16 protein-coding genes are annotated in these 17302 nt (G+C 62.0%); 11 read left to right on the top strand and 5 right to left on the bottom strand.

Annotated features, from left to right (window positions below; genetic code table 11):
• Positions 1-66 precede the first annotated feature (66 nt).
• From asd to B0W55_RS07645, 3 genes are read right to left on the bottom strand one after another with little or no spacing between them, the layout of a single operon-like run.
• Positions 67-927 (bottom strand): archaetidylserine decarboxylase, encoded by an 861-nt coding sequence (gene asd, locus B0W55_RS07655; RefSeq protein ID WP_077045404.1) that lies wholly within the window; start codon positions 925-927, stop codon positions 67-69.
• Positions 928-945: 18 nt separating this feature from the next.
• On the bottom strand, positions 946-1761 hold the full coding sequence (locus tag B0W55_RS07650) for a rhodanese-like domain-containing protein (RefSeq protein ID WP_077045403.1): 816 nt from the start codon (positions 1759-1761) through the stop codon (positions 946-948).
• 42 nt (positions 1762-1803) lie between these two features.
• Positions 1804-3342 (bottom strand): HDOD domain-containing protein, encoded by a 1539-nt coding sequence (locus B0W55_RS07645; RefSeq protein ID WP_077045402.1) that lies wholly within the window; start codon positions 3340-3342, stop codon positions 1804-1806.
• A gap of 166 nt (positions 3343-3508) precedes the next feature.
• On the opposite strand from B0W55_RS07645, the gene motA reads away from it, so the two are divergent.
• Together motA and motB are read left to right on the top strand one after the other, a co-directional pair.
• Positions 3509-4360: a flagellar motor stator protein MotA gene (gene motA, locus B0W55_RS07640; RefSeq protein WP_077045401.1), complete on the top strand. Its 852-nt coding sequence runs from the start codon at positions 3509-3511 to the stop codon at positions 4358-4360.
• A 3-nt stretch (positions 4361-4363) separates the two neighbouring features.
• The gene (motB, locus tag B0W55_RS07635) at positions 4364-5386 is read left to right on the top strand and encodes a flagellar motor protein MotB (protein WP_077045400.1); all 1023 of its coding nucleotides are present in this window, start codon (positions 4364-4366) and stop codon (positions 5384-5386) included.
• Positions 5387-5554: 168 nt separating this feature from the next.
• Here motB and rsgA read toward each other — a convergent pair whose 3' ends face one another.
• Positions 5555-6586, bottom strand: a complete 1032-nt coding sequence (gene rsgA / locus B0W55_RS07630; protein WP_077045399.1) for a small ribosomal subunit biogenesis GTPase RsgA — start codon at positions 6584-6586, stop codon at positions 5555-5557.
• 107 nt (positions 6587-6693) lie between these two features.
• On the opposite strand from rsgA, the gene orn reads away from it, so the two are divergent.
• Positions 6694-7236, top strand: a complete 543-nt coding sequence (gene orn / locus B0W55_RS07625; protein WP_077045398.1) for an oligoribonuclease — start codon at positions 6694-6696, stop codon at positions 7234-7236.
• A gap of 206 nt (positions 7237-7442) precedes the next feature.
• The gene (locus B0W55_RS07615; protein WP_053153668.1) at positions 7443-8054 is read left to right on the top strand and encodes a trimeric intracellular cation channel family protein; all 612 of its coding nucleotides are present in this window, start codon (positions 7443-7445) and stop codon (positions 8052-8054) included.
• A gap of 105 nt (positions 8055-8159) precedes the next feature.
• Here the strand turns inward: B0W55_RS07615 and queG are convergent, their stop codons facing one another.
• The gene (gene queG, locus B0W55_RS07605) at positions 8160-9224 is read right to left on the bottom strand and encodes a tRNA epoxyqueuosine(34) reductase QueG (protein ID WP_077045395.1); all 1065 of its coding nucleotides are present in this window, start codon (positions 9222-9224) and stop codon (positions 8160-8162) included.
• Between the two features lie 63 nt (positions 9225-9287).
• Here queG and B0W55_RS07600 point away from each other — a divergent pair, with 63 nt between their 5' ends.
• The 7 genes from B0W55_RS07600 (at position 9288) to hflX (ending at position 17222) form a co-directional block, all read left to right on the top strand.
• On the top strand, positions 9288-10787 hold the full coding sequence (locus tag B0W55_RS07600) for a bifunctional ADP-dependent NAD(P)H-hydrate dehydratase/NAD(P)H-hydrate epimerase (protein WP_077045394.1): 1500 nt from the start codon (positions 9288-9290) through the stop codon (positions 10785-10787).
• Positions 10775-11245, top strand: a complete 471-nt coding sequence (gene tsaE, locus B0W55_RS07595) for a tRNA (adenosine(37)-N6)-threonylcarbamoyltransferase complex ATPase subunit type 1 TsaE (protein ID WP_077045393.1) — start codon at positions 10775-10777, stop codon at positions 11243-11245. Before B0W55_RS07600 ends, tsaE begins: the two co-directional genes overlap by 13 nt.
• Positions 11246-12676, top strand: coding sequence for an N-acetylmuramoyl-L-alanine amidase (locus tag B0W55_RS07590; protein WP_077045392.1), 1431 nt, complete (start codon positions 11246-11248; stop codon positions 12674-12676).
• A complete protein-coding gene (gene mutL / locus B0W55_RS07585; RefSeq protein ID WP_077045391.1) occupies positions 12673-14583 on the top strand; it encodes a DNA mismatch repair endonuclease MutL in 1911 nt (636 codons plus the stop codon). Before B0W55_RS07590 ends, mutL begins: the two co-directional genes overlap by 4 nt.
• Positions 14583-15554 (top strand): tRNA (adenosine(37)-N6)-dimethylallyltransferase MiaA, encoded by a 972-nt coding sequence (gene miaA, locus B0W55_RS07580; RefSeq protein ID WP_077045390.1) that lies wholly within the window; start codon positions 14583-14585, stop codon positions 15552-15554. The genes mutL and miaA overlap by 1 nt, the downstream gene beginning before the upstream one ends.
• A 93-nt stretch (positions 15555-15647) precedes the next feature.
• Complete coding sequence (hfq, locus tag B0W55_RS07575; RefSeq protein WP_007902656.1) at positions 15648-15908, top strand: RNA chaperone Hfq; 261 nt, start codon at positions 15648-15650, stop codon at positions 15906-15908.
• Positions 15909-15920: 12 nt separating this feature from the next.
• Entirely contained in the window at positions 15921-17222 is a 1302-nt protein-coding gene (hflX, locus tag B0W55_RS07570; RefSeq protein ID WP_077045389.1) for a ribosome rescue GTPase HflX, read from the top strand.
• Positions 17223-17302: the final 80 nt, after the last annotated feature.

Below are 17302 nucleotides of genomic sequence, written 5' to 3'. Positions count from 1 at the left end.
AACATACACTGACTGACACACCGTCTTCGCGAGCAAGCCCGCTCCCACATCAGATCTTCAAACGGCTCAGGCCTTTGGCAAACCCAAACCCTGACCCATCTGCACCGGCGATCCAGCCGCCAGTTCTTCAGCCCATTTCACTTGATCCGGCCCGAACAGCACCACAGCGGTCGAACCCAATTTGAAGCGACCCAGCTCCGCACCTTTTTCCAGGTGGATCGGTGCGCGGGCGGCTTCGTCGTAGCGGAAGGTTTTGAGCTCGCGTTTCGGCGGCGTCACCAGGCCAGCCCAGACGGTTTCGATCGAGGCCACGATCATCGCGCCCACCAATACCACGGCCATGGGCCCGCGTTCGGTGTCGAAAATGCACGCCACGCGCTCGTTGCGGGCGAACAGTTCCGGGACGTTTTCCGCAGTAGTCTGGTTGACCGAGAAAATCCGCCCCGGGATGTAGACCATTTCGCGCAGGGTGCCGGCCAGCGGCATGTGCACGCGGTGGTAATCCTTGGGCGACAGGTAAATAGTCGCGAAATCACCGCCCATGAACGGCGCGGCATTGGCAGCATCACCGCCCAGCAATTCCAGCACGCTGAAGCTGTGGCCCTTGGCCTGGAACACGCGGCCGTGCTCGATCGGGCCCAGTTGGCTGACGGCGCCGTCGGCCGGGCTGAGGATCGCGCCGGGAGTTTCGTCCAATGGGCGTGCGCCGTCTTTCAGGGCCCGGGTGAAAAAGGCGTTGAAGTGCTCATAGGCGGTCAGGTCTTCGACCAGTGCCTGGGACATGTCCACCTGATAGCGCTTGGCGAACCAGGCGGTGAACGCATTCTTGAACCAGCGCACACGGCACTCGGCAATGCAGCCGGCCAGCCGCGACAGCAGGTGATGGGGCAGCAGGTATTGGCTGAGGATAAACAGACGCTTGTTCATTAACTGTCCTTTAAAACCTTAATTCTCAACAGGGGTGTCGGGATGGTTGCCCCATTCGCCCCAGGAGCCGGCGTAGCCTTTGACCCGCGGATAACCGAGGGACTTGGCCACCAGATAAGTGAAGCCAGAGCGATGGTGGGTCTGGCAGTGAGTGATGATTTCTTTGTCTTTGCTGATCCCGAGTCGGTCCAGGATCTGCGGCATGTCGGTACGGATGCGCAGGTTGCGCGACTGATCCATGCCCGCTGTCCATTCGAAATTGATCGCGCCGGGAATGTGTCCGGCCTTGGCCGCCAGGACTTTCTCGCCGGAATACTCCAACGGCCCACGGGCATCCCAGATCGCCAGATCGGCAGCGCCGAGGCGACTTTGCAGGTATTCGCGGGTGGCGGTCGGTTCATCGTGCAGGGTCAATGCCACCGGCCCGCCAACGGGCGGTGGTACCTGGATCGACATCGGCATGCCTTCTGCCAGCCAGGCCGTCAGGCCGCCGTCGACATAGTGGTACTTGCTGTGACCGATGACATCCAGCAGCCAGATGAAGCGTCCGGCCCAGCCGCCGCCTTCGTCGTCATACACCACGTAGACCGCGTCGGGGTTGTGTCCCAGCTCACCGAACAAGGCTTCGAGCGCCGCTTTGGGTGGCATCAGCCCCGGTGCGGGCGCCTGGCCCAGTTGTGTGCGCTTGGGATCGACGAAGCGCGCACCGGGAATGTGCCCTTCGGTGTAGCGGGCGCTGCTGGTCAGGTCGACCAGAATCAGATCGCGGGCCTCGAGGCGAGGGAGCAAGTCGCTCGGCTCGATCACCAGCGGCAAGCCAGAGAAGTCAGACATGTGAGGTCTCCAGAGCACAAAAGGGGGGATTGTAACGCAGGCTTATTTGCCGCGCTGACTAAAGCTGTGCAGTGCCTTCTCGATGCACTGCGCGGTCTTGCCGAAGGCCTGTACGGTGATGTCCGAAAACGGCCCGCCGCCCTGATCGGCCACCACGATCATGATCACCCGACCGTTGTTTACCAGCGAGCGCAGCAGCAGGTGTTCGCCGCTGAACTGTGCCCGCAGGTTGCCGGGTAGCAGTGCGGAAAACTGCGCGTTGTTCTGCGGCGTCACGCGCACCTGTGCCTGTTGCGCGAGCAAACGTTGCAGCACGGTGCTCTGCGCCACCGCGAAATTCAGTCCGGCCACTTCCTTGGGCAATCCGGCGGTCTGGTGTACCCGCAGATTGGCATGGCTGCGGTCGGCCATCAGGATCATCACCCGGCGCATGCCGCAGGCGACCAAGGCGTCACGGGCCGACGTCGTCAGGTGCATGGCATTGGTGAAACGACTCGGCTCGACCAGCAGTTCGGCGCACTGGCTGCGCCATTTGGCCAAGTCATCGGCAGTAGGTGCCGCGGCCGGCAGTAGCCCAGCGTGGATGCGGTGAGTGCCCCAGGGCCAGAGCAGCGCAACGGCGGGGTGCCACAGGTCGGGCATGGCGTGATGGCGCGCGCTGTTGGCCGCCTGCTGGTGCAGTTGCTGCTGGACCTCGTCCATGGATATTTGCAGGTAAAGGCTGGTCAGGTACTGCCAGCGCTGGCTGTGCGGGCTGTCCCAGGCCTGCTGCGCAGACAGTGCCAGGCCGTTGGCCAGTAGCACCGTGTTGGCCGGTTGATTGAGCCAGCGGCGCAGGGTCGGATCGTCGTCGAGGCGGTTCTGCTGGCGCAGCGGGTGCTCGCTGTCGCGGGCAATGCGCAGTACTTTCACCAGCTCCCGCTGCTCGTTGAGCAACAGTTTGTAACCCTGCTGCACCCAGATCGGCAGGCGCCACAGGTCCACCAGTGCCTGGCCGATTTGCAGCAGGCGCGTACCGAACAACTGCTTTTCGACTTTCCGGGCCGACTCGCCTTTATGGATGACCCGCAGTTCCCATTCTTCGAGCAACTGCGGATGGGTCAGCGCCAGCGGCCACAGCGGCGAAAGGAACAGCAGGCTGCCCCAATGGATGTCCTGCCACAGCCGCGCCAGGCGGCTGGCGAAAAAGCCGTTGGCCTGTTGCGTGGCGTGCTGGCTGATCATCTGCAACTGGCGCAGGGCCTTTGGTATGTCGTTCTCAGGCATGGCCGGCAGGCGCTCGAGCAGTTCTTCGGTGCGCTTGAGGCCCAGGCGACTGATCGCCACTTCGAGGTTCTCCGCAGGCTCCGTCAAGTTGCCATGGGTGTGCCGGTTGGCTTCGCGGATCACGCTCAAGGCCAGGGCCGGACTGCCCTGCATCAGGTCGGCGATGTCACGCAACGCGCTGCGATTGTCACGGATCGCGCGGCAGACACGGTCGTGACTGGCCTGGGGAACCGGAAGGCGCACGCCATCCAGAAGCTTGACCCAGCCTTCGAGAGTGGTCGGTTTTGGAGTCGGGACGTTCGTTTCGTTAGCCATGTCGGGAGGCGATCATCTTCAGCAATAACGGGGCCCGGAGCGGGTCGAAGTGGCTTTTCGCCTGAACTGCCTTTAGTCTGGCGCAGTTTTGCCGATAAGTAGAAGAAGAGATTTATTAACTTCCGAATATGACCTTGAACCCGACTCAGTAAGTGCTCCCCTACCTATGGCTAAAATAATCGGCATCATCGTCGTATTCGCGAGCGTGCTCGGCGGATACGTGCTCTCCCACGGCAAAATCGCCGCTCTGATCCAGCCCTTCGAGGTCATGATCATTGGCGGTGCGGCCCTCGGTGCCTTTCTCCAGGCCAACCCCGGCTACATGACGATGCACGTGCTCAAGAAGTCGTTGAGCATGTTCGGATCGCGCTTCAACCATGGCTTCTATCTGGAAGTGCTGGGCCTGATCTACGAGATCCTCAACAAGAGCCGCCGCGAAGGCATGATGGCCATCGAAGCCGATATCGAAGACGCTGCGGCGAGCCCGATTTTCGCCAAGTACCCGACCGTCCTGAAAGACGAGCGCATGACCGCGTTCATCTGCGATTACCTGCGCATCATGTCCTCCGGCAACATGGCACCCCATGAGCTCGAAGGCCTGTTCGACATGGAGCTGTTCAGCCTCAAGGAAGACCTGGAGCACCCGTCCCACGCGGTCAACGGCATCGCCGACGCCATGCCCGGCTTCGGTATCGTCGCGGCGGTACTGGGTATCGTGGTGACCATGGCCTCCCTGGGCGAGGGCGACCAGAAGTCCATCGGCCTGCACGTGGGTGCGGCACTGGTCGGTACCTTCTTCGGTATTCTCGCCGCCTACGGCTTCTTCGGCCCGCTGGCCCATTCCCTGGCCCACGATGCCAAGGAAGAGCTGAACGTCTACGAAGCCATCAAGGCCTCGCTGGTCGCTTCCGCTTCCGGCATGCCGCCGTCGCTGGCGGTGGAGTTCGGGCGCAAGGTGCTGTACCCGGCGCACCGTCCTAGCTTCGCCGAGCTGGAACAAGCGGTTCGCGGTCGCTAAGTCATGGAAAATAACCAGCCGATAATCATCAAGCGCGTCAAGCGCTACGCCGGCGGGCATCACGGTGGGGCGTGGAAAATCGCTTTCGCCGACTTCGCCACGGCGATGATGGCGTTCTTCCTGGTGTTGTGGCTGCTGTCCACTGCAACGCCTGAGCAGAAGATCGCCATCGCCGGTTACTTCAAGGACCCGATCGGCTTTTCCGAAAGCGGTACGCCCTACATCATCGACCTGGGCGGCACGCCGACCCTGGCCCCGGAAAACACCCTCAACCCCGAAGTGAAATCCCAGCCGCAGCCCGACAAGGTGACCGTCGACGCCGAGCAGGTCGAAGGCATGGCCGAGATGGTGGAGAAGGAGCGCCTCGAACTGTTGCTGCAGGAATTGCAGAACAAGGTCGAAGAGAACCCGCAACTGCAGAAATTCAAAGACCAGATCATGTTCGAGATCACCCCGGACGGTTTGCGCATCCAGATCGTGGACGCCGAGAACCGGCCGATGTTCGACTCGGGCTCGGCGCGCCTGAAACCGTATTTCGAAGACATCCTGCTGGCCATGGCTGACACCATCAAGGCCGTGCCGAACAAGATCAGCATCAGCGGCCACACCGATGCCAAGACCTACAGCGGCCAGGGCGATTTCGGCAACTGGGAGCTTTCGGCCAACCGTGCCAACGCCGCTCGCCGGGCGCTGGTAGCGGGCAGCTATCCGGACGCACAGGTGGCGCGGGTGGTGGGTTATGCGTCGTCGGCGCTGTTTGACCGCGAGCATCCACTCAACCCGGTCAACCGTCGTATCGACATCATCGTGCTGACCAAGAAGGCCCAGCGTGCGATTGAAGGTTCGCAAGGTGCAGAACCGGCGCCGGATGCTCCGCCAGCGGCTCCGGGGGCAGCCCCCGCAACACCGGCTGACCCGAATGCGTTGCCGGCAAATAAAGAGCCGCTGCCAGCCCATGAACTGCGCGAGCGTCTGAATCTGTTCGATGATCCGGTGCCGAAGCCGGGGGGCGCGCCGAAACCTTGATATCTGAGGCGGCTGTGAGGCCGCCTTCGCGAGCAAGCCCGCTCCCACATTTGGAATGCATGCCCCTGTGGGGCGGGCTTGCTCGCGAAGAGGCCAGACAACGCATCTTTGGCGGGTACAAAAAAGCCGCGAAATAATCGCGGCTTTTTCCATGCCTGCAACAAAGTTTCAGTAACCATTCTCCGGCAAGCTGGCGATGATCGAGCGATAGCTGTTCATCCGCTGTTGCTGCACGCGGCCATCTTCCAATGCCTTGAGCAGGGCGCAACCGGGTTCGCGGTCGTGCTTGCAGTCGCGGAAGCGGCAGGTGCCAAGCAGGTCATTGAACTCGATGAAGCCGGCTTCGACATCGGCACGGCTGACGTGGCCCAGGCCGAATTCCCGGATGCCCGGGGAGTCGATCAGCTCACCGCCGCCGGGGAAGTGGAACAGGCGCGCGGTCGTGGTGGTATGAGTGCCCTGGCCGGACAGTTCGGACAACGGCCCGACACGGGTTTCGACCTCCGGCAGCAGGCTGTTGACCAGCGACGACTTGCCGACGCCGGACTGGCCGACGAACACGCTGATGCGTCCATCCAGCAGTTTTTGCAGTTGCTCCATGCCGTTACCGTGGTGGGCCGACACTTCGAGCACTGGATAGCCGAGGGTGCGATAGACCGCCAGCAAGGCATTGAGCGCCGGGGCGTTTTGCTCATCGATCAAGTCGAACTTGTTGAGCAGCAGCAGCGGCTTGATGCCGGCGTGTTCGGCGGCGACCAGGTATCGGTCGATCAGGTTGGCATGGGGCTCGGGCAGCGGCGCGAAGACGATGACGATCATGTCGACGTTGGCCGCCACCGGCTTGAGCTGACCACGGCTGTCCGGGCGGCATAGCTCAGTGTTGCGCGGCAGTTGCGCCACGATCACGCCGATGCCCTGGTTGCCGGCGCGCCAGACCACCTGATCGCCGGTCACCAGCGCCGGCAGGTTGGCACGCAGGTGGCAGCGGAACACCTGGCCAGCATGTTCGCCATCGCGGGCCTCGACTTCGACCTGCACACCGAAGTGCGCGATCACCAGGCCGTGCTGTTCCGGGCCCAGATCGCCGCCCTCGAGTGCCTCGACAGCCGAGGACTCGCGTTTGGCGGCGCGGGCAGCGCGTTCGCCCTGAATCTTTTCGATGCGCCAGTTTTGACGACGATTGAGTTGGCGTTTGGCCATGGGTGTTCCGTATAAAGAATGCAGCGATTAGGTAAAACGGCCGCGAGTTTAGCACGCCCGGCCACCGGCCTAGGCTAAACTGCGCAGCATTGCCTAGGAGCCGACACATGCAAAATTCGCAGAACCTGATCTGGATCGACCTGGAAATGACCGGTCTGAACCCGGACACCGACGTCATCATCGAAATGGCTACCATCGTCACCGACAGTGACCTCAACACCTTGGCCGAAGGTCCGGTCATCGCCATCCACCACAGCGATGAAGTCTTGGCCACCATGGACGAATGGAATACCCGCACCCATGGCAACTCTGGCCTGACCCAGCGCGTGCGTGAAAGCCGCATCAGCATGGCCGAAGCCGAAGCCCAGACCATCGCGTTCCTGGAGCAGTGGGTGCCCAAGGGCAAGTCGCCGATCTGCGGCAACAGCATCTGCCAGGACCGCCGCTTCCTTTATACCCACATGAAATCCCTGGAAAGCTACTTCCACTATCGCAACCTCGATGTGTCTACCCTGAAAGAGCTCGCCGCACGCTGGGCGCCGGATGTGCGTGACAGCTTCAAGAAGGGCAGCACCCACCTGGCTCTGGACGACATCCGCGAATCCATCGCCGAGTTGCAGCACTACCGCAAGCATTTCATCAAGGCCTGATCGGCTCGGTAAAGCCTTTGTGGCGAGGGAGCTTGCTCCCGTTTGACTGCGTAGCAGTCGTAGTGTCCACGCTATGGTCCCCAATACTGAAAAGGGGTTGCTGCGCAGCCCAGCGGAGCAAGCTCCCTCGCCACAGGCGCTTCGCGCTCTTTTGGTGCTGACCGTATATGGCTAGACTGCGCGCCCCCTGTGCAAGGATCGCCACCATGCTGCTGATGCTCTACCTGATCGCCATCACCGCCGAAGCCATGACTGGCGCCCTGTCCGCCGGCCGGCGGGGGATGGACTGGTTCGGTGTGGTGCTGATCGCATGCGTCACGGCGCTGGGTGGTGGTTCGGTGCGGGACGTGCTGCTCGGCCACTATCCGCTGACCTGGGTCAAGCACCCGGAATACCTGGTACTGACCAGCATCGCGGCGATGTTCACCGTGTTTACTGCCCGCTGGATGCGCCATCTGCGCTCGCTGTTTCTGGTGCTCGACGCTGTCGGTCTGGTGGCCTTCACTCTGATCGGCTGCATGACCGCTCTGGAAATGGGCCATGGCATGTTGGTCGCGTCGGTCAGCGGGGTGATCACCGGGGTGTTTGGCGGCATCCTGCGGGATATCTTCTGCAACGACATCCCGCTGATCTTCCGCCGCGAGCTGTACGCCAGTGTCTCGTTCGCCGCAGCCTGGTGCTACATGCTGTGCCTGTACCTGAACCTGCCCGGTGAGCAGGCGATTCTGATCACGCTGTTCGGCGGTTTCCTGCTGCGTTTGCTGGCGATCCGTTTCCACTGGGAAATGCCCAAATTCGTCTACAACGACGAAGCCTGACGCGTCCCCCTGTAGGCGCGAGCTCGCTCGCGATGAACCTGAGAGCACTGCGGGGTGCCAGGTTTCCCGCGTTATCGTTAACGGCCATCGCGAGCGAGCTCGCTCCTACAGTTGGCCGTGCTGTTTCAGGGCCCATTCGACGTGTTCGCGGACCATGTCCGATGGGTATTCTCGGCGCGCCTTCAGCGCTTCGATCACCGTAATGGTCGATGGGGCGTTGCCCAAGCCCACCGCCAGATTGCGCAGCCAACTCTGATAACCCGCCCGGCGCAGCGGCGAACCTTCGGTACTGCTCAGGAACTTGTCTTCGTCCCACAGGAACAACTCGGCCAGGTCGGCGTTGTCCAGGTTATGCCGTGGCTTGAAATCGCTTTCTCCCGACGGACGGGCAAAGCGATTCCACGGGCAGACGATCTGGCAGTCATCGCAGCCAAACACCCGGTTGCCGATTGGCGCGCGCAAGTCTTCGGGAATGGAGCCCTTGAGTTCGATGGTCAGGTAGGAGATGCAGCGTCGAGCGTCCAGCACATAGGGGCCGACAAAGGCGTTGGTCGGGCAGATGTCGAGGCAGGCGCTGCAGCGGCCGCAGTGTTCCGTGGCGTGGGGCGGGTCCACCGGCAGCGGCAGATCGACGAACAGTTCGGCAAGGAAGAAGTAACTGCCGGCCTTGCGATTCAAGACCAGGGTGTTTTTGCCGATCCAACCCAGGCCGGCCTTTTGCGCAATGGCCTTTTCCAGCACCGGGGCGCTGTCGACGAACGCCCGGTAACCGAAGGGACCGATGGCCGCCTGAATTTTTTCTGCCAGTTGTTGCACGCGTTTACGGATCAATTTGTGGTAATCGCGGCCCAAGGCATAACGCGAGACGTACGCTTTTTCCGGTTGGGCCAGCAATTGCGCCATTTTGGTATCGCCCGACAGGTAGTCCATGCGCAGGGAAACCACGCGCAAGGTGCCCGGCACCAGCTCTTCGGGGTGCGAGCGTTTGCTGCCATGGGCGCCCATGTAGTCCATCTCGCCGTGGTAACCGGCTTCGAGCCAGCGCTCCAGGTGCTGCTCATGCTCGGCCAGGTCCAGGCCGCTGATGCCGACTTGCTGGAAGCCCAGCTCGCGGCCCCAGTCCTTGATGGATTGGGCGAGGGCGGGCAGGTCTGTGGTAATAGCGGGCATGAGGCGAGAGAAACCGGAGCTGAGGTGCGTATAATTCTGCCAGACATCGGAGCCCGAAGACGCATGCCGCACACTAAAGATGATTTACCCGACGCGCTGTACAGTGCCGCGCAAGTGCGAGGGCTCGATGCAAGCCTGATCGCCGCGGGCACGCCGGGCTTCGAATTGATGCAGCGTGCCGCGCGGGCCACCTGGCGGGCGCTGGTCCGCCATTGGCCGACGGCGAGCGAATTGACGGTCGTCGCCGGCCACGGCAATAACGCCGGCGACGGGTATCTGGTGGCGGTGCTGGCCCGGCGTGCCGGATGGGCGGTGCGGGTATTGGCGGCGGGCGATCCCCAGCGCTTGCAGGGCGATGCGGCCTTGGCCCATGCCGATGCGGTCTCCGAAAAAGTGAGCATCGAGCCTTGGGCAGCCCATTGCGAGCTACAGGGCATCGTGCTCGACGCCTTGCTTGGCACCGGTGTCACCGGTGAGGTGCGCGAGCCATACGCCAGTGCCATTGCCGCGATCAATGCCAGCGGGCTGCCAGTGGCGGCGGTGGATATCCCTTCCGGGCTCTGTGCCGACACCGGTCGCATCCTCGGCTGCGCGGTACGGGCCGATCTGACAGTCACCTTCATCGGCTTGAAGCTAGGGCTGTTCACCGGCGAGGCGGCGGATGTGGTGGGGGAGTTGGTGTTCAACGATCTGCAGGCCGATCCGCAGCTCATTCACGACGCGCCAAGCAGTGCCCTGCGCCTGAACACTGGCAATCTGCCGCGACTGGATTTCCGTAAACCGGCCTCTCATAAGGGAAAGTTCGGCCATGTGCTGCTGATCGGCGGTGATCGCGGCTTGGGTGGCGCGATCCTGCTGAGCGCGCAAAGTGCGCTGCGCAGCGGTGCGGGCATGGTTTCGGTGGCGACGCGCAGCGAGCATGTGCCTGCTGCGCTGGCGCGGATTCCCGAGGCGATGGTGGTGGGGACTTCATCGGCCAATCAGTTGATGCAACTGCTGCAAAAGGTGTCGGTGCTGGTTGTCGGCCCGGGGTTGGGCCAGGCAGCCTGGGGGCGCAGCCTGATTTCGGCCGCCGCCAACGCACCGTTGCCTCAAGTCTGGGATGCCGATGCGCTGAATCTGTTGGCCGAGGGGTGTGTAAGCCTGCCCAAGGACTGCGTGATCACCCCGCATCCGGGCGAAGCGGCGCGCTTGCTCGGCATGACGACTGCCCAGGTGCAGGCTGATCGCCCGGCGGCGGCCCGTGAGTTGAGCAAAAAATATACAGCGGTGGTGGTGCTCAAGGGTGCCGGCAGCCTGATCGCCAGTCCCGACGGACGGTTGGCCCTGTGTCATCAGGGCCACCCGGCCATGGCCACCGCCGGCTTGGGGGATGTATTGGCCGGTCTGGTCGGCGCACTGCTGGCTCAGGGCATGGAGGCGTTCGACGCGACTTGCCTGGCCGTCTGGCTGCACGCCAATGCCGGTCAGCAACAAGGTATTTTCGGCCGCGGGCTGGCGGCCAGTGATCTGATACCAGCCATTCGTCAGTTGTTGGAGGAGCAAGCACCGTGTCTGAAGTAACCCTGTACCTGGCTGATGAAGAAGCGATGACCGCATTGGGCGCACGCATCGCGCAAATCACACAAGGGCACGGCCTGATTTTTCTGGAAGGTAATCTGGGGATGGGTAAAACCACGCTCTCGCGTGGCATCATTCGCGGCCTGGGGCATGTCGGCGCGGTAAAAAGTCCGACCTTCACCCTGGTCGAGCCCTACGAGATCGGTGACATTCGCGCCTTCCATTTCGACCTGTATCGTCTGGTGGATCCCGAAGAGCTCGAATTCCTCGGCATCCGTGACTATTTCGAAGACGACGCGCTGTGTCTGATCGAGTGGCCCGATAAAGGTGCAGGCTTTTTGCCAAAGCCCGACCTGACCATTACCATTAGCCCGCAAGACAGCGGGCGTTCGCTGAACATTTTGTCCCAAGGCTCGCGCGGCGAGTCGTGGTGTGCCGCTTTGGCATTGGAATCCAAATAAATGATGGGGTTAGGTATGCGCTTTCGCGCGTTGGTTGCTGCCGTTGGGGTGTTGTTTCTGGCGGTGACCGTCGACGCTGTGGCCGAAACGAAGGTCAACAGCGTTCGCCTGTGGCGGGCGCCGGACAACACACGTCTGGTGTTTGACCTGACCGGTCCCGTGCAGCACAGCGTCTTCACCCTGACGTCTCCGGACCGTCTGGTCATCGACATCAATGGCGCGACCCTCGGTGCGCCGTTGAACGTCAACAGTGCCAACACCCCGATCACGGCCATGCGCTCGGCCCAGCGCACCCCGACCGACCTGCGGGTTGTCATCGACCTGAAGAAGGCCGTCACGCCGAAAAGCTTCTCCCTGGCGCCTAATGCGCAGTACGGCAACCGATTGGTGGTCGACCTGTTCGACAATCCGTCCGATGCAGCGCCGCCGCCAGCACCGACCCAGTCGGTCGCCACTGTGCCTGCAGTACCGGTCACGCCTTCGGAACCTTCAATCAAGTTGCCACCAGCCCCGGCAGGCAAGCGCGACATCATTGTGGTGATCGACGCCGGTCACGGCGGGGAAGACCCGGGTGCCTCTGGCTCTCGCGGTCAGCGTGAAAAAGACGTGGTACTGGCCATCGCCCGGGAACTGCAGCGCCAGGTCAGCGGCATGAAAGGCTTCCGCGCCGAACTGACCCGTACCGGTGACTATTTCATCCCGTTGCGCGGCCGTACCGAAATCGCCCGCAAGAAGGGTGCGGACCTGTTCGTGTCGATTCACGCCGACGCCGCACCGTCGGCAGCGGCTTTCGGTGCCTCGGTTTTCGCCCTGTCTGACCGCGGCGCCACCTCCGAGACCGCGCGCTGGCTGGCCGACAGTGAAAACCGTTCCGACTTGATCGGTGGTGCCGGCAACGTCAGCCTCGATGACAAGGACCGCATGTTGGCCGGGGTGCTGCTGGATCTGTCGATGACCGCATCCCTGACCTCCAGCCTCAACGTCGGCCAGAAAGTATTGAGCAACATCGGTCGGGTCACGCCGTTGCACAAGCAGCGAGTGGAGCAGGCCGGGTTCATGGTGCTGAAATCGCCGGATATCCCGTCGATCCTGGTGGAAACCGGGTTCATCTCCAACGCCAACGAAGCCTCGAAACTGGCGGCCGCGAGCCACCAGCAGGCGTTGGCCCGTTCCATCAGCAGCGGCGTGCGCCAGTTCTTCCAGCAGAACCCGCCGCCAGGCACTTACATCGCCTGGCTACGCGACTCGGGCAAGATCGCCCAGGGCCCGCGTGACCACCGGGTAAGCCCGGGCGAGACCCTGGCGATGATCGCCGTGCGGTATCAGGTGTCGCCGGCCACGCTGCGCAGTGCCAACAACCTGTCGAACGATGAACTGAAGGTCGGTCAGCACCTGACCATTCCGGGCACTGAACTGGCGGCCAAAGAATGAATCAGGTCGTGACCAACGGCGCGCGCATCGAGCTGCTCAGTCCGCGGCTGGCTAACCAGATTGCCGCCGGCGAGGTGGTCGAGCGCCCGGCTTCGGTGATCAAGGAGTTATTGGAGAACAGCCTCGACTCCGGCGCCCGGCGTATCGATGTCGATGTGGAGCAGGGTGGCGTCAAGCTGCTGCGGGTGCGTGACGATGGCAGCGGCATTTCGGCCGATGACCTGCCCCTGGCCCTGGCCCGCCACGCCACCAGCAAGATCCGCAATCTGGAAGACCTGGAACAGGTAATGAGCCTGGGCTTTCGCGGCGAGGCCCTGGCGTCGATCAGCTCCGTGGCGCGCCTGACCCTGACCTCGCGTACCCGCGATGCCGATCAGGCCTGGCAGGTCGAAACCGAAGGCCGGGACATGGCGCCTCGCGTACAGCCGGCCGCCCATCCGGTGGGTACCTCGGTTGAAGTGCGCGACCTGTTTTTCAATACGCCGGCGCGGCGCAAGTTTCTCAAGACCGAAAAAACCGAATTCGATCACCTCCAGGAAGTGATCAGGCGCCTGGCCCTGGCGCGTTTCGACGTGGCGTTCCACCTGCGTCACAACGGCAAGACCATCCTCAGCTTGCACGAAGCCCACGATGATGCGGCCCGTGCCCGGCGGGTGGCGGCAATTTGCGGTCCTGGTTTTCTGGAGCAGGCGCTGCCGATCGAAATCGAGCGCAATGGCCTGCATTTGTGGGGCTGGGTCGGGTTGCCGACGTTCAACCGTAGCCAGGCGGATTTGCAGTATTTCTTCGTCAACGGCCGCGCCGTACGCGACAAACTGGTAGCCCATGCGGTGCGCCAGGCCTATCGCGATGTGCTGTTCAACGGTCGGCACCCGACGTTCGTGCTGTTTTTCGAGGTCGACCCCACCGGCGTCGACGTCAACGTGCACCCGACCAAGCACGAAGTGCGTTTCCGTGAAGGGCGCATGGTCCACGATTTCCTTTATGGCACCTTGCACCGCGCCCTGGGCGATGTGCGGCCGGAGGATCACCTGGCTGCGCCGGTCGCAACGGCCGTTGTCCGGCCTACGGGCCTGGAGGCGGGTGAGTTCGGTCCCCAAGGTGAAATGCGTCTGGCGGCCAATGCGCTGCTTGAGCAGCCGCAGGCCGCGCCGTCCTTCAATACGCCGGCCGGTTCGGGCGCGGGCGCGGGCTATCAGTATCAATACACCCCGCGCCCGCAATCTGCGGTGCCTGCTGCTGAAGCGCAGGCTGCCTATCGCGAGTTCTTTGCGCCGCTGCCCGAAGCCAATGCGACTGCGTTGCCGGACGGGCAGGGTGATATTCCGCCGTTGGGCTATGCACTGGCGCAGCTCAAGGGTATCTACATTCTTTCGGAAAACGCTCAGGGGCTGGTGCTGGTGGACATGCATGCCGCTCACGAGCGGATCATGTACGAGCGCCTCAAGGTCGCGATGGCCAGCGAGGGCCTCAGTGGCCAGCCCTTGCTGGTGCCTGAAACGCTGGCGGTCAGTCAGCGTGAGGCCGACTGCGCCGAGGAGCATGTCGCCTGGTTCCAGCGGCTGGGCTTCGAACTGCAGCGCCTGGGCCCGGAAACCCTGGCGATCCGGCAGATTCCAGCCCTGCTGAAACAGGCTGAAGCCAATCGGCTGGTCGGCGATGTATTGGCCGATCTGATGGAGTACGGCACCAGCGACCGCATCCAGGCGCACCTGAACGAATTGCTCGGGACCATGGCCTGCCACGGTGCGGTCCGGGCCAACCGGCGCCTGGCGTTGCCGGAAATGAACGGTCTGCTGCGTGACATGGAAAACACCGAACGCAGCGGTCAATGCAACCACGGCCGGCCGACCTGGACCCAACTGGGCCTGGACGATCTGGACAAACTGTTCTTGCGCGGTCGTTGATGAGCCAGCTGCCACCGGCGATTTTTCTGATGGGCCCGACCGCCGCGGGCAAGACCGACCTGGCCATCGAGCTCACCAAGGTTCTGCCGTGCGAGCTGATCAGCGTCGATTCGGCCCTGGTCTACCGCGGCATGGACATCGGTACCGCCAAGCCGTCGAAAGAACTCCTGGCGGAGTTTCCCCACCGTTTGATCGATATTCTCGATCCGGCCGAGAGCTATTCGGCGGCGGATTTCCGTCGTGATGCCCTGGAGGCCATGGCCGATATCACCGCGCGGGGAAAAATTCCGCTGCTGGTAGGCGGTACGATGCTCTACTACAAGGCTTTGCTCGAAGGCCTGGCCGATATGCCGGCGGCCGATCCGGACGTGCGCGCGCAAATCGAAGAAGAGGCTGCGCGCCTTGGCTGGCAAGCCCTGCACGAACAATTGGCGCAGATCGATCCGGTCTCTGCCGCGCGCATTCACCCGAACGATCCGCAGCGTCTCAGTCGAGCACTGGAAGTCTACCGTGTCAGCGGTCAGAGCATGACCGAGCTTCGGTTGCAACAATCTGCGCAAAGTACTGAAGCAGCGGCTTCGGGACGGCAACAATTGCCCTATACTGTCGCGAACTTGGCCATTGCTCCGGCAAATCGTCAGGTACTGCACGAACGAATTAAACAAAGATTCACTTTGATGTTGGAACAGGGATTCATCGACGAGGTCGTAGCCCTGCGTGAGCGAAGTGACCTGCATGCCGGGTTGCCGTCTATACGTGCGGTAGGCTACCGACAAGTCTGGGATTACCTGGATGGCAAACTGACGTCAGCCGAGATGCAGGAGCGTGGAATCATCGCCACGCGCCAATTGGCAAAGCGTCAGTTCACCTGGCTGCGCAGTTGGGCTGATTTACATTGGCTGGACAGCCTCGATTGCGACAATCTGCCACGCGCCTTGAAATACCTGGCGACCATCTCCATATTGAGCTGAGTCCTTGCAATTGCCGTCTATCCTTGGGGGTGTGACGGTCACAAGTCATCTGATTACCTATTTTTATATTGAATCCTTAAAGGAGTGCGGCACATGTCAAAAGGGCATTCGCTACAAGACCCTTACTTGAATACTTTACGTAAAGAGAAAGTTGGGGTGTCCATCTACCTGGTCAACGGGATCAAACTGCAAGGTACGATCGAGTCTTTCGACCAGTTCGTTATCCTGCTGAAAAACACCGTCAGCCAAATGGTCTACAAACACGCTATCTCTACAGTAGTGCCGGTTCGTCCAATTCGTCTGCCTAGCGCAACCGAATCCGAAGCAGGTGATGCTGAGCCAGGTAACGCCTGATAGGAGTCTCCTTTGTTCTTTGAGCGCCACGGTGGTGGGGAGCGAGTAATCCTCGTTCACTTGGATGGACAGGACCCTGAGGCGCGCGAAGATCCGCAGGAGTTTCAGGAGTTGGCAAATTCGGCCGGCGCCGAGACCGTTGCGTTTTTTAACGTGCCGCGTCATCGGCCAACCGCCAAATTCCTGATTGGCAGCGGCAAGGTCGAGGAACTGCGCGACTTGGTCAAAGCTGAAGAAGCCGATCTGGTGATTTTCAATCACGTCCTCACGCCCAGTCAGGAACGTAACCTCGAACGTGTTTTCGAGTGTCGCGTGATCGACCGTACCGGTCTGATTCTCGATATTTTCGCCCAGCGCGCCCGAACCCATGAAGGCAAGCTCCAGGTAGAACTGGCCCAGCTTGACCACATGAGCACCCGGCTGGTGCGTGGTTGGACTCACCTTGAGCGCCAGGGTGGCGGTATCGGCATGCGTGGCCCGGGTGAAACCCAGCTCGAAACCGACCGGCGTTTGCTGCGGGTCCGCCTGCGACAGATCAAGGGCCGGCTGGAGAAGGTGCGCAGCCAGCGCGAACAGTCGCGACGTGGCCGTTCGCGTGCCGATATCCCTACCGTGTCCCTGGTGGGATATACCAACGCCGGCAAGTCCACGCTGTTCAACAACGTGACGAAATCCGACGTGTACGCGGCTGACCAATTGTTCGCCACGCTGGACCCGACCCTGCGCCGTCTGGATCTGGACGATCTGGGGCCGATCGTGCTGGCGGACACGGTGGGGTTCATTCGCCACCTGCCTCACAAGCTTGTCGAGGCATTTCGGTCTACCCTCGAAGAGTCGGCCAACTCCGACCTGTTGTTGCACGTGATCGATGCGGCCGAACCGGATCGCATGTTGCAGATCGAGCAGGTGATGGTGGTACTGGGCGAGATTGGTGCCCAGGACTTGCCGATCCTCGAGGTCTATAACAAACTCGATTTGCTTGAAGGCGTTGAGCCACAAATCCAGCGCGACGAAGACGGCAAACCCCAGCGGGTCTGGCTGTCGGCCCGTGATGGCACTGGTCTGGAATTGCTTGAGCAAGCCATTGCCGAGTTGCTCGGCAGTGATTTGTTCATCGGTACCCTGCGCTTGCCTCAACGATTCGCTCGACTGCGTGCGCAGTTTTTCGAGCTGGGTGCGGTGCAAAAAGAAGAACACGACGAAGAAGGCATCAGTTTGCTGGCCGTTCGTTTGCCCCGGGTCGAGCTGAATCGACTGGTAAGCCGCGAAGGATTGCAGCCGATGGAGTTCATCGAGCAACACACTTTGCAATAAAAGCCTGAGAAAGCGGTTGTGCCGTGGTGACAGGCATTCTGTAGCATTGGTCGGCGCGCCGTGGGTGCGTCTTTGCTTTA

It is taken from the genome of Pseudomonas sp. KK4 (assembly GCF_001984065.1).
Lineage (GTDB): Bacteria > Pseudomonadota > Gammaproteobacteria > Pseudomonadales > Pseudomonadaceae > Aquipseudomonas.
This window is presented reverse-complemented; position numbering and strand designations above follow the sequence as displayed.

Excerpts from the sequence above, each read along its gene's own strand:
- miaA (WP_077045390.1), top strand. The coding sequence starts at position 14,583 with ATGAGCCAGCTGCCACCGGCGATTTTTCTGATGGGCCCGACCGCCGCG.
- rsgA (WP_077045399.1), bottom strand. The coding sequence starts at position 6,586 with ATGGCCAAACGCCAACTCAATCGTCGTCAAAACTGGCGCATCGAAAAG.
- queG (WP_077045395.1), bottom strand. The coding sequence starts at position 9,224 with ATGCCCGCTATTACCACAGACCTGCCCGCCCTCGCCCAATCCATCAAG.
- B0W55_RS07650 (WP_077045403.1), bottom strand. The coding sequence starts at position 1,761 with ATGTCTGACTTCTCTGGCTTGCCGCTGGTGATCGAGCCGAGCGACTTG.
- asd (WP_077045404.1), bottom strand. The coding sequence starts at position 927 with ATGAACAAGCGTCTGTTTATCCTCAGCCAATACCTGCTGCCCCATCAC.
- B0W55_RS07600 (WP_077045394.1), top strand. The coding sequence starts at position 9,288 with ATGCCGCACACTAAAGATGATTTACCCGACGCGCTGTACAGTGCCGCG.
- motB (WP_077045400.1), top strand. The coding sequence starts at position 4,364 with ATGGAAAATAACCAGCCGATAATCATCAAGCGCGTCAAGCGCTACGCC.
- B0W55_RS07645 (WP_077045402.1), bottom strand. The coding sequence starts at position 3,342 with ATGGCTAACGAAACGAACGTCCCGACTCCAAAACCGACCACTCTCGAA.
- B0W55_RS07590 (WP_077045392.1), top strand. The coding sequence starts at position 11,246 with ATGATGGGGTTAGGTATGCGCTTTCGCGCGTTGGTTGCTGCCGTTGGG.
- hfq (WP_007902656.1), top strand. The coding sequence starts at position 15,648 with ATGTCAAAAGGGCATTCGCTACAAGACCCTTACTTGAATACTTTACGT.
- mutL (WP_077045391.1), top strand. The coding sequence starts at position 12,673 with ATGAATCAGGTCGTGACCAACGGCGCGCGCATCGAGCTGCTCAGTCCG.
- orn (WP_077045398.1), top strand. The coding sequence starts at position 6,694 with ATGCAAAATTCGCAGAACCTGATCTGGATCGACCTGGAAATGACCGGT.
- B0W55_RS07615 (WP_053153668.1), top strand. The coding sequence starts at position 7,443 with ATGCTGCTGATGCTCTACCTGATCGCCATCACCGCCGAAGCCATGACT.
- motA (WP_077045401.1), top strand. The coding sequence starts at position 3,509 with ATGGCTAAAATAATCGGCATCATCGTCGTATTCGCGAGCGTGCTCGGC.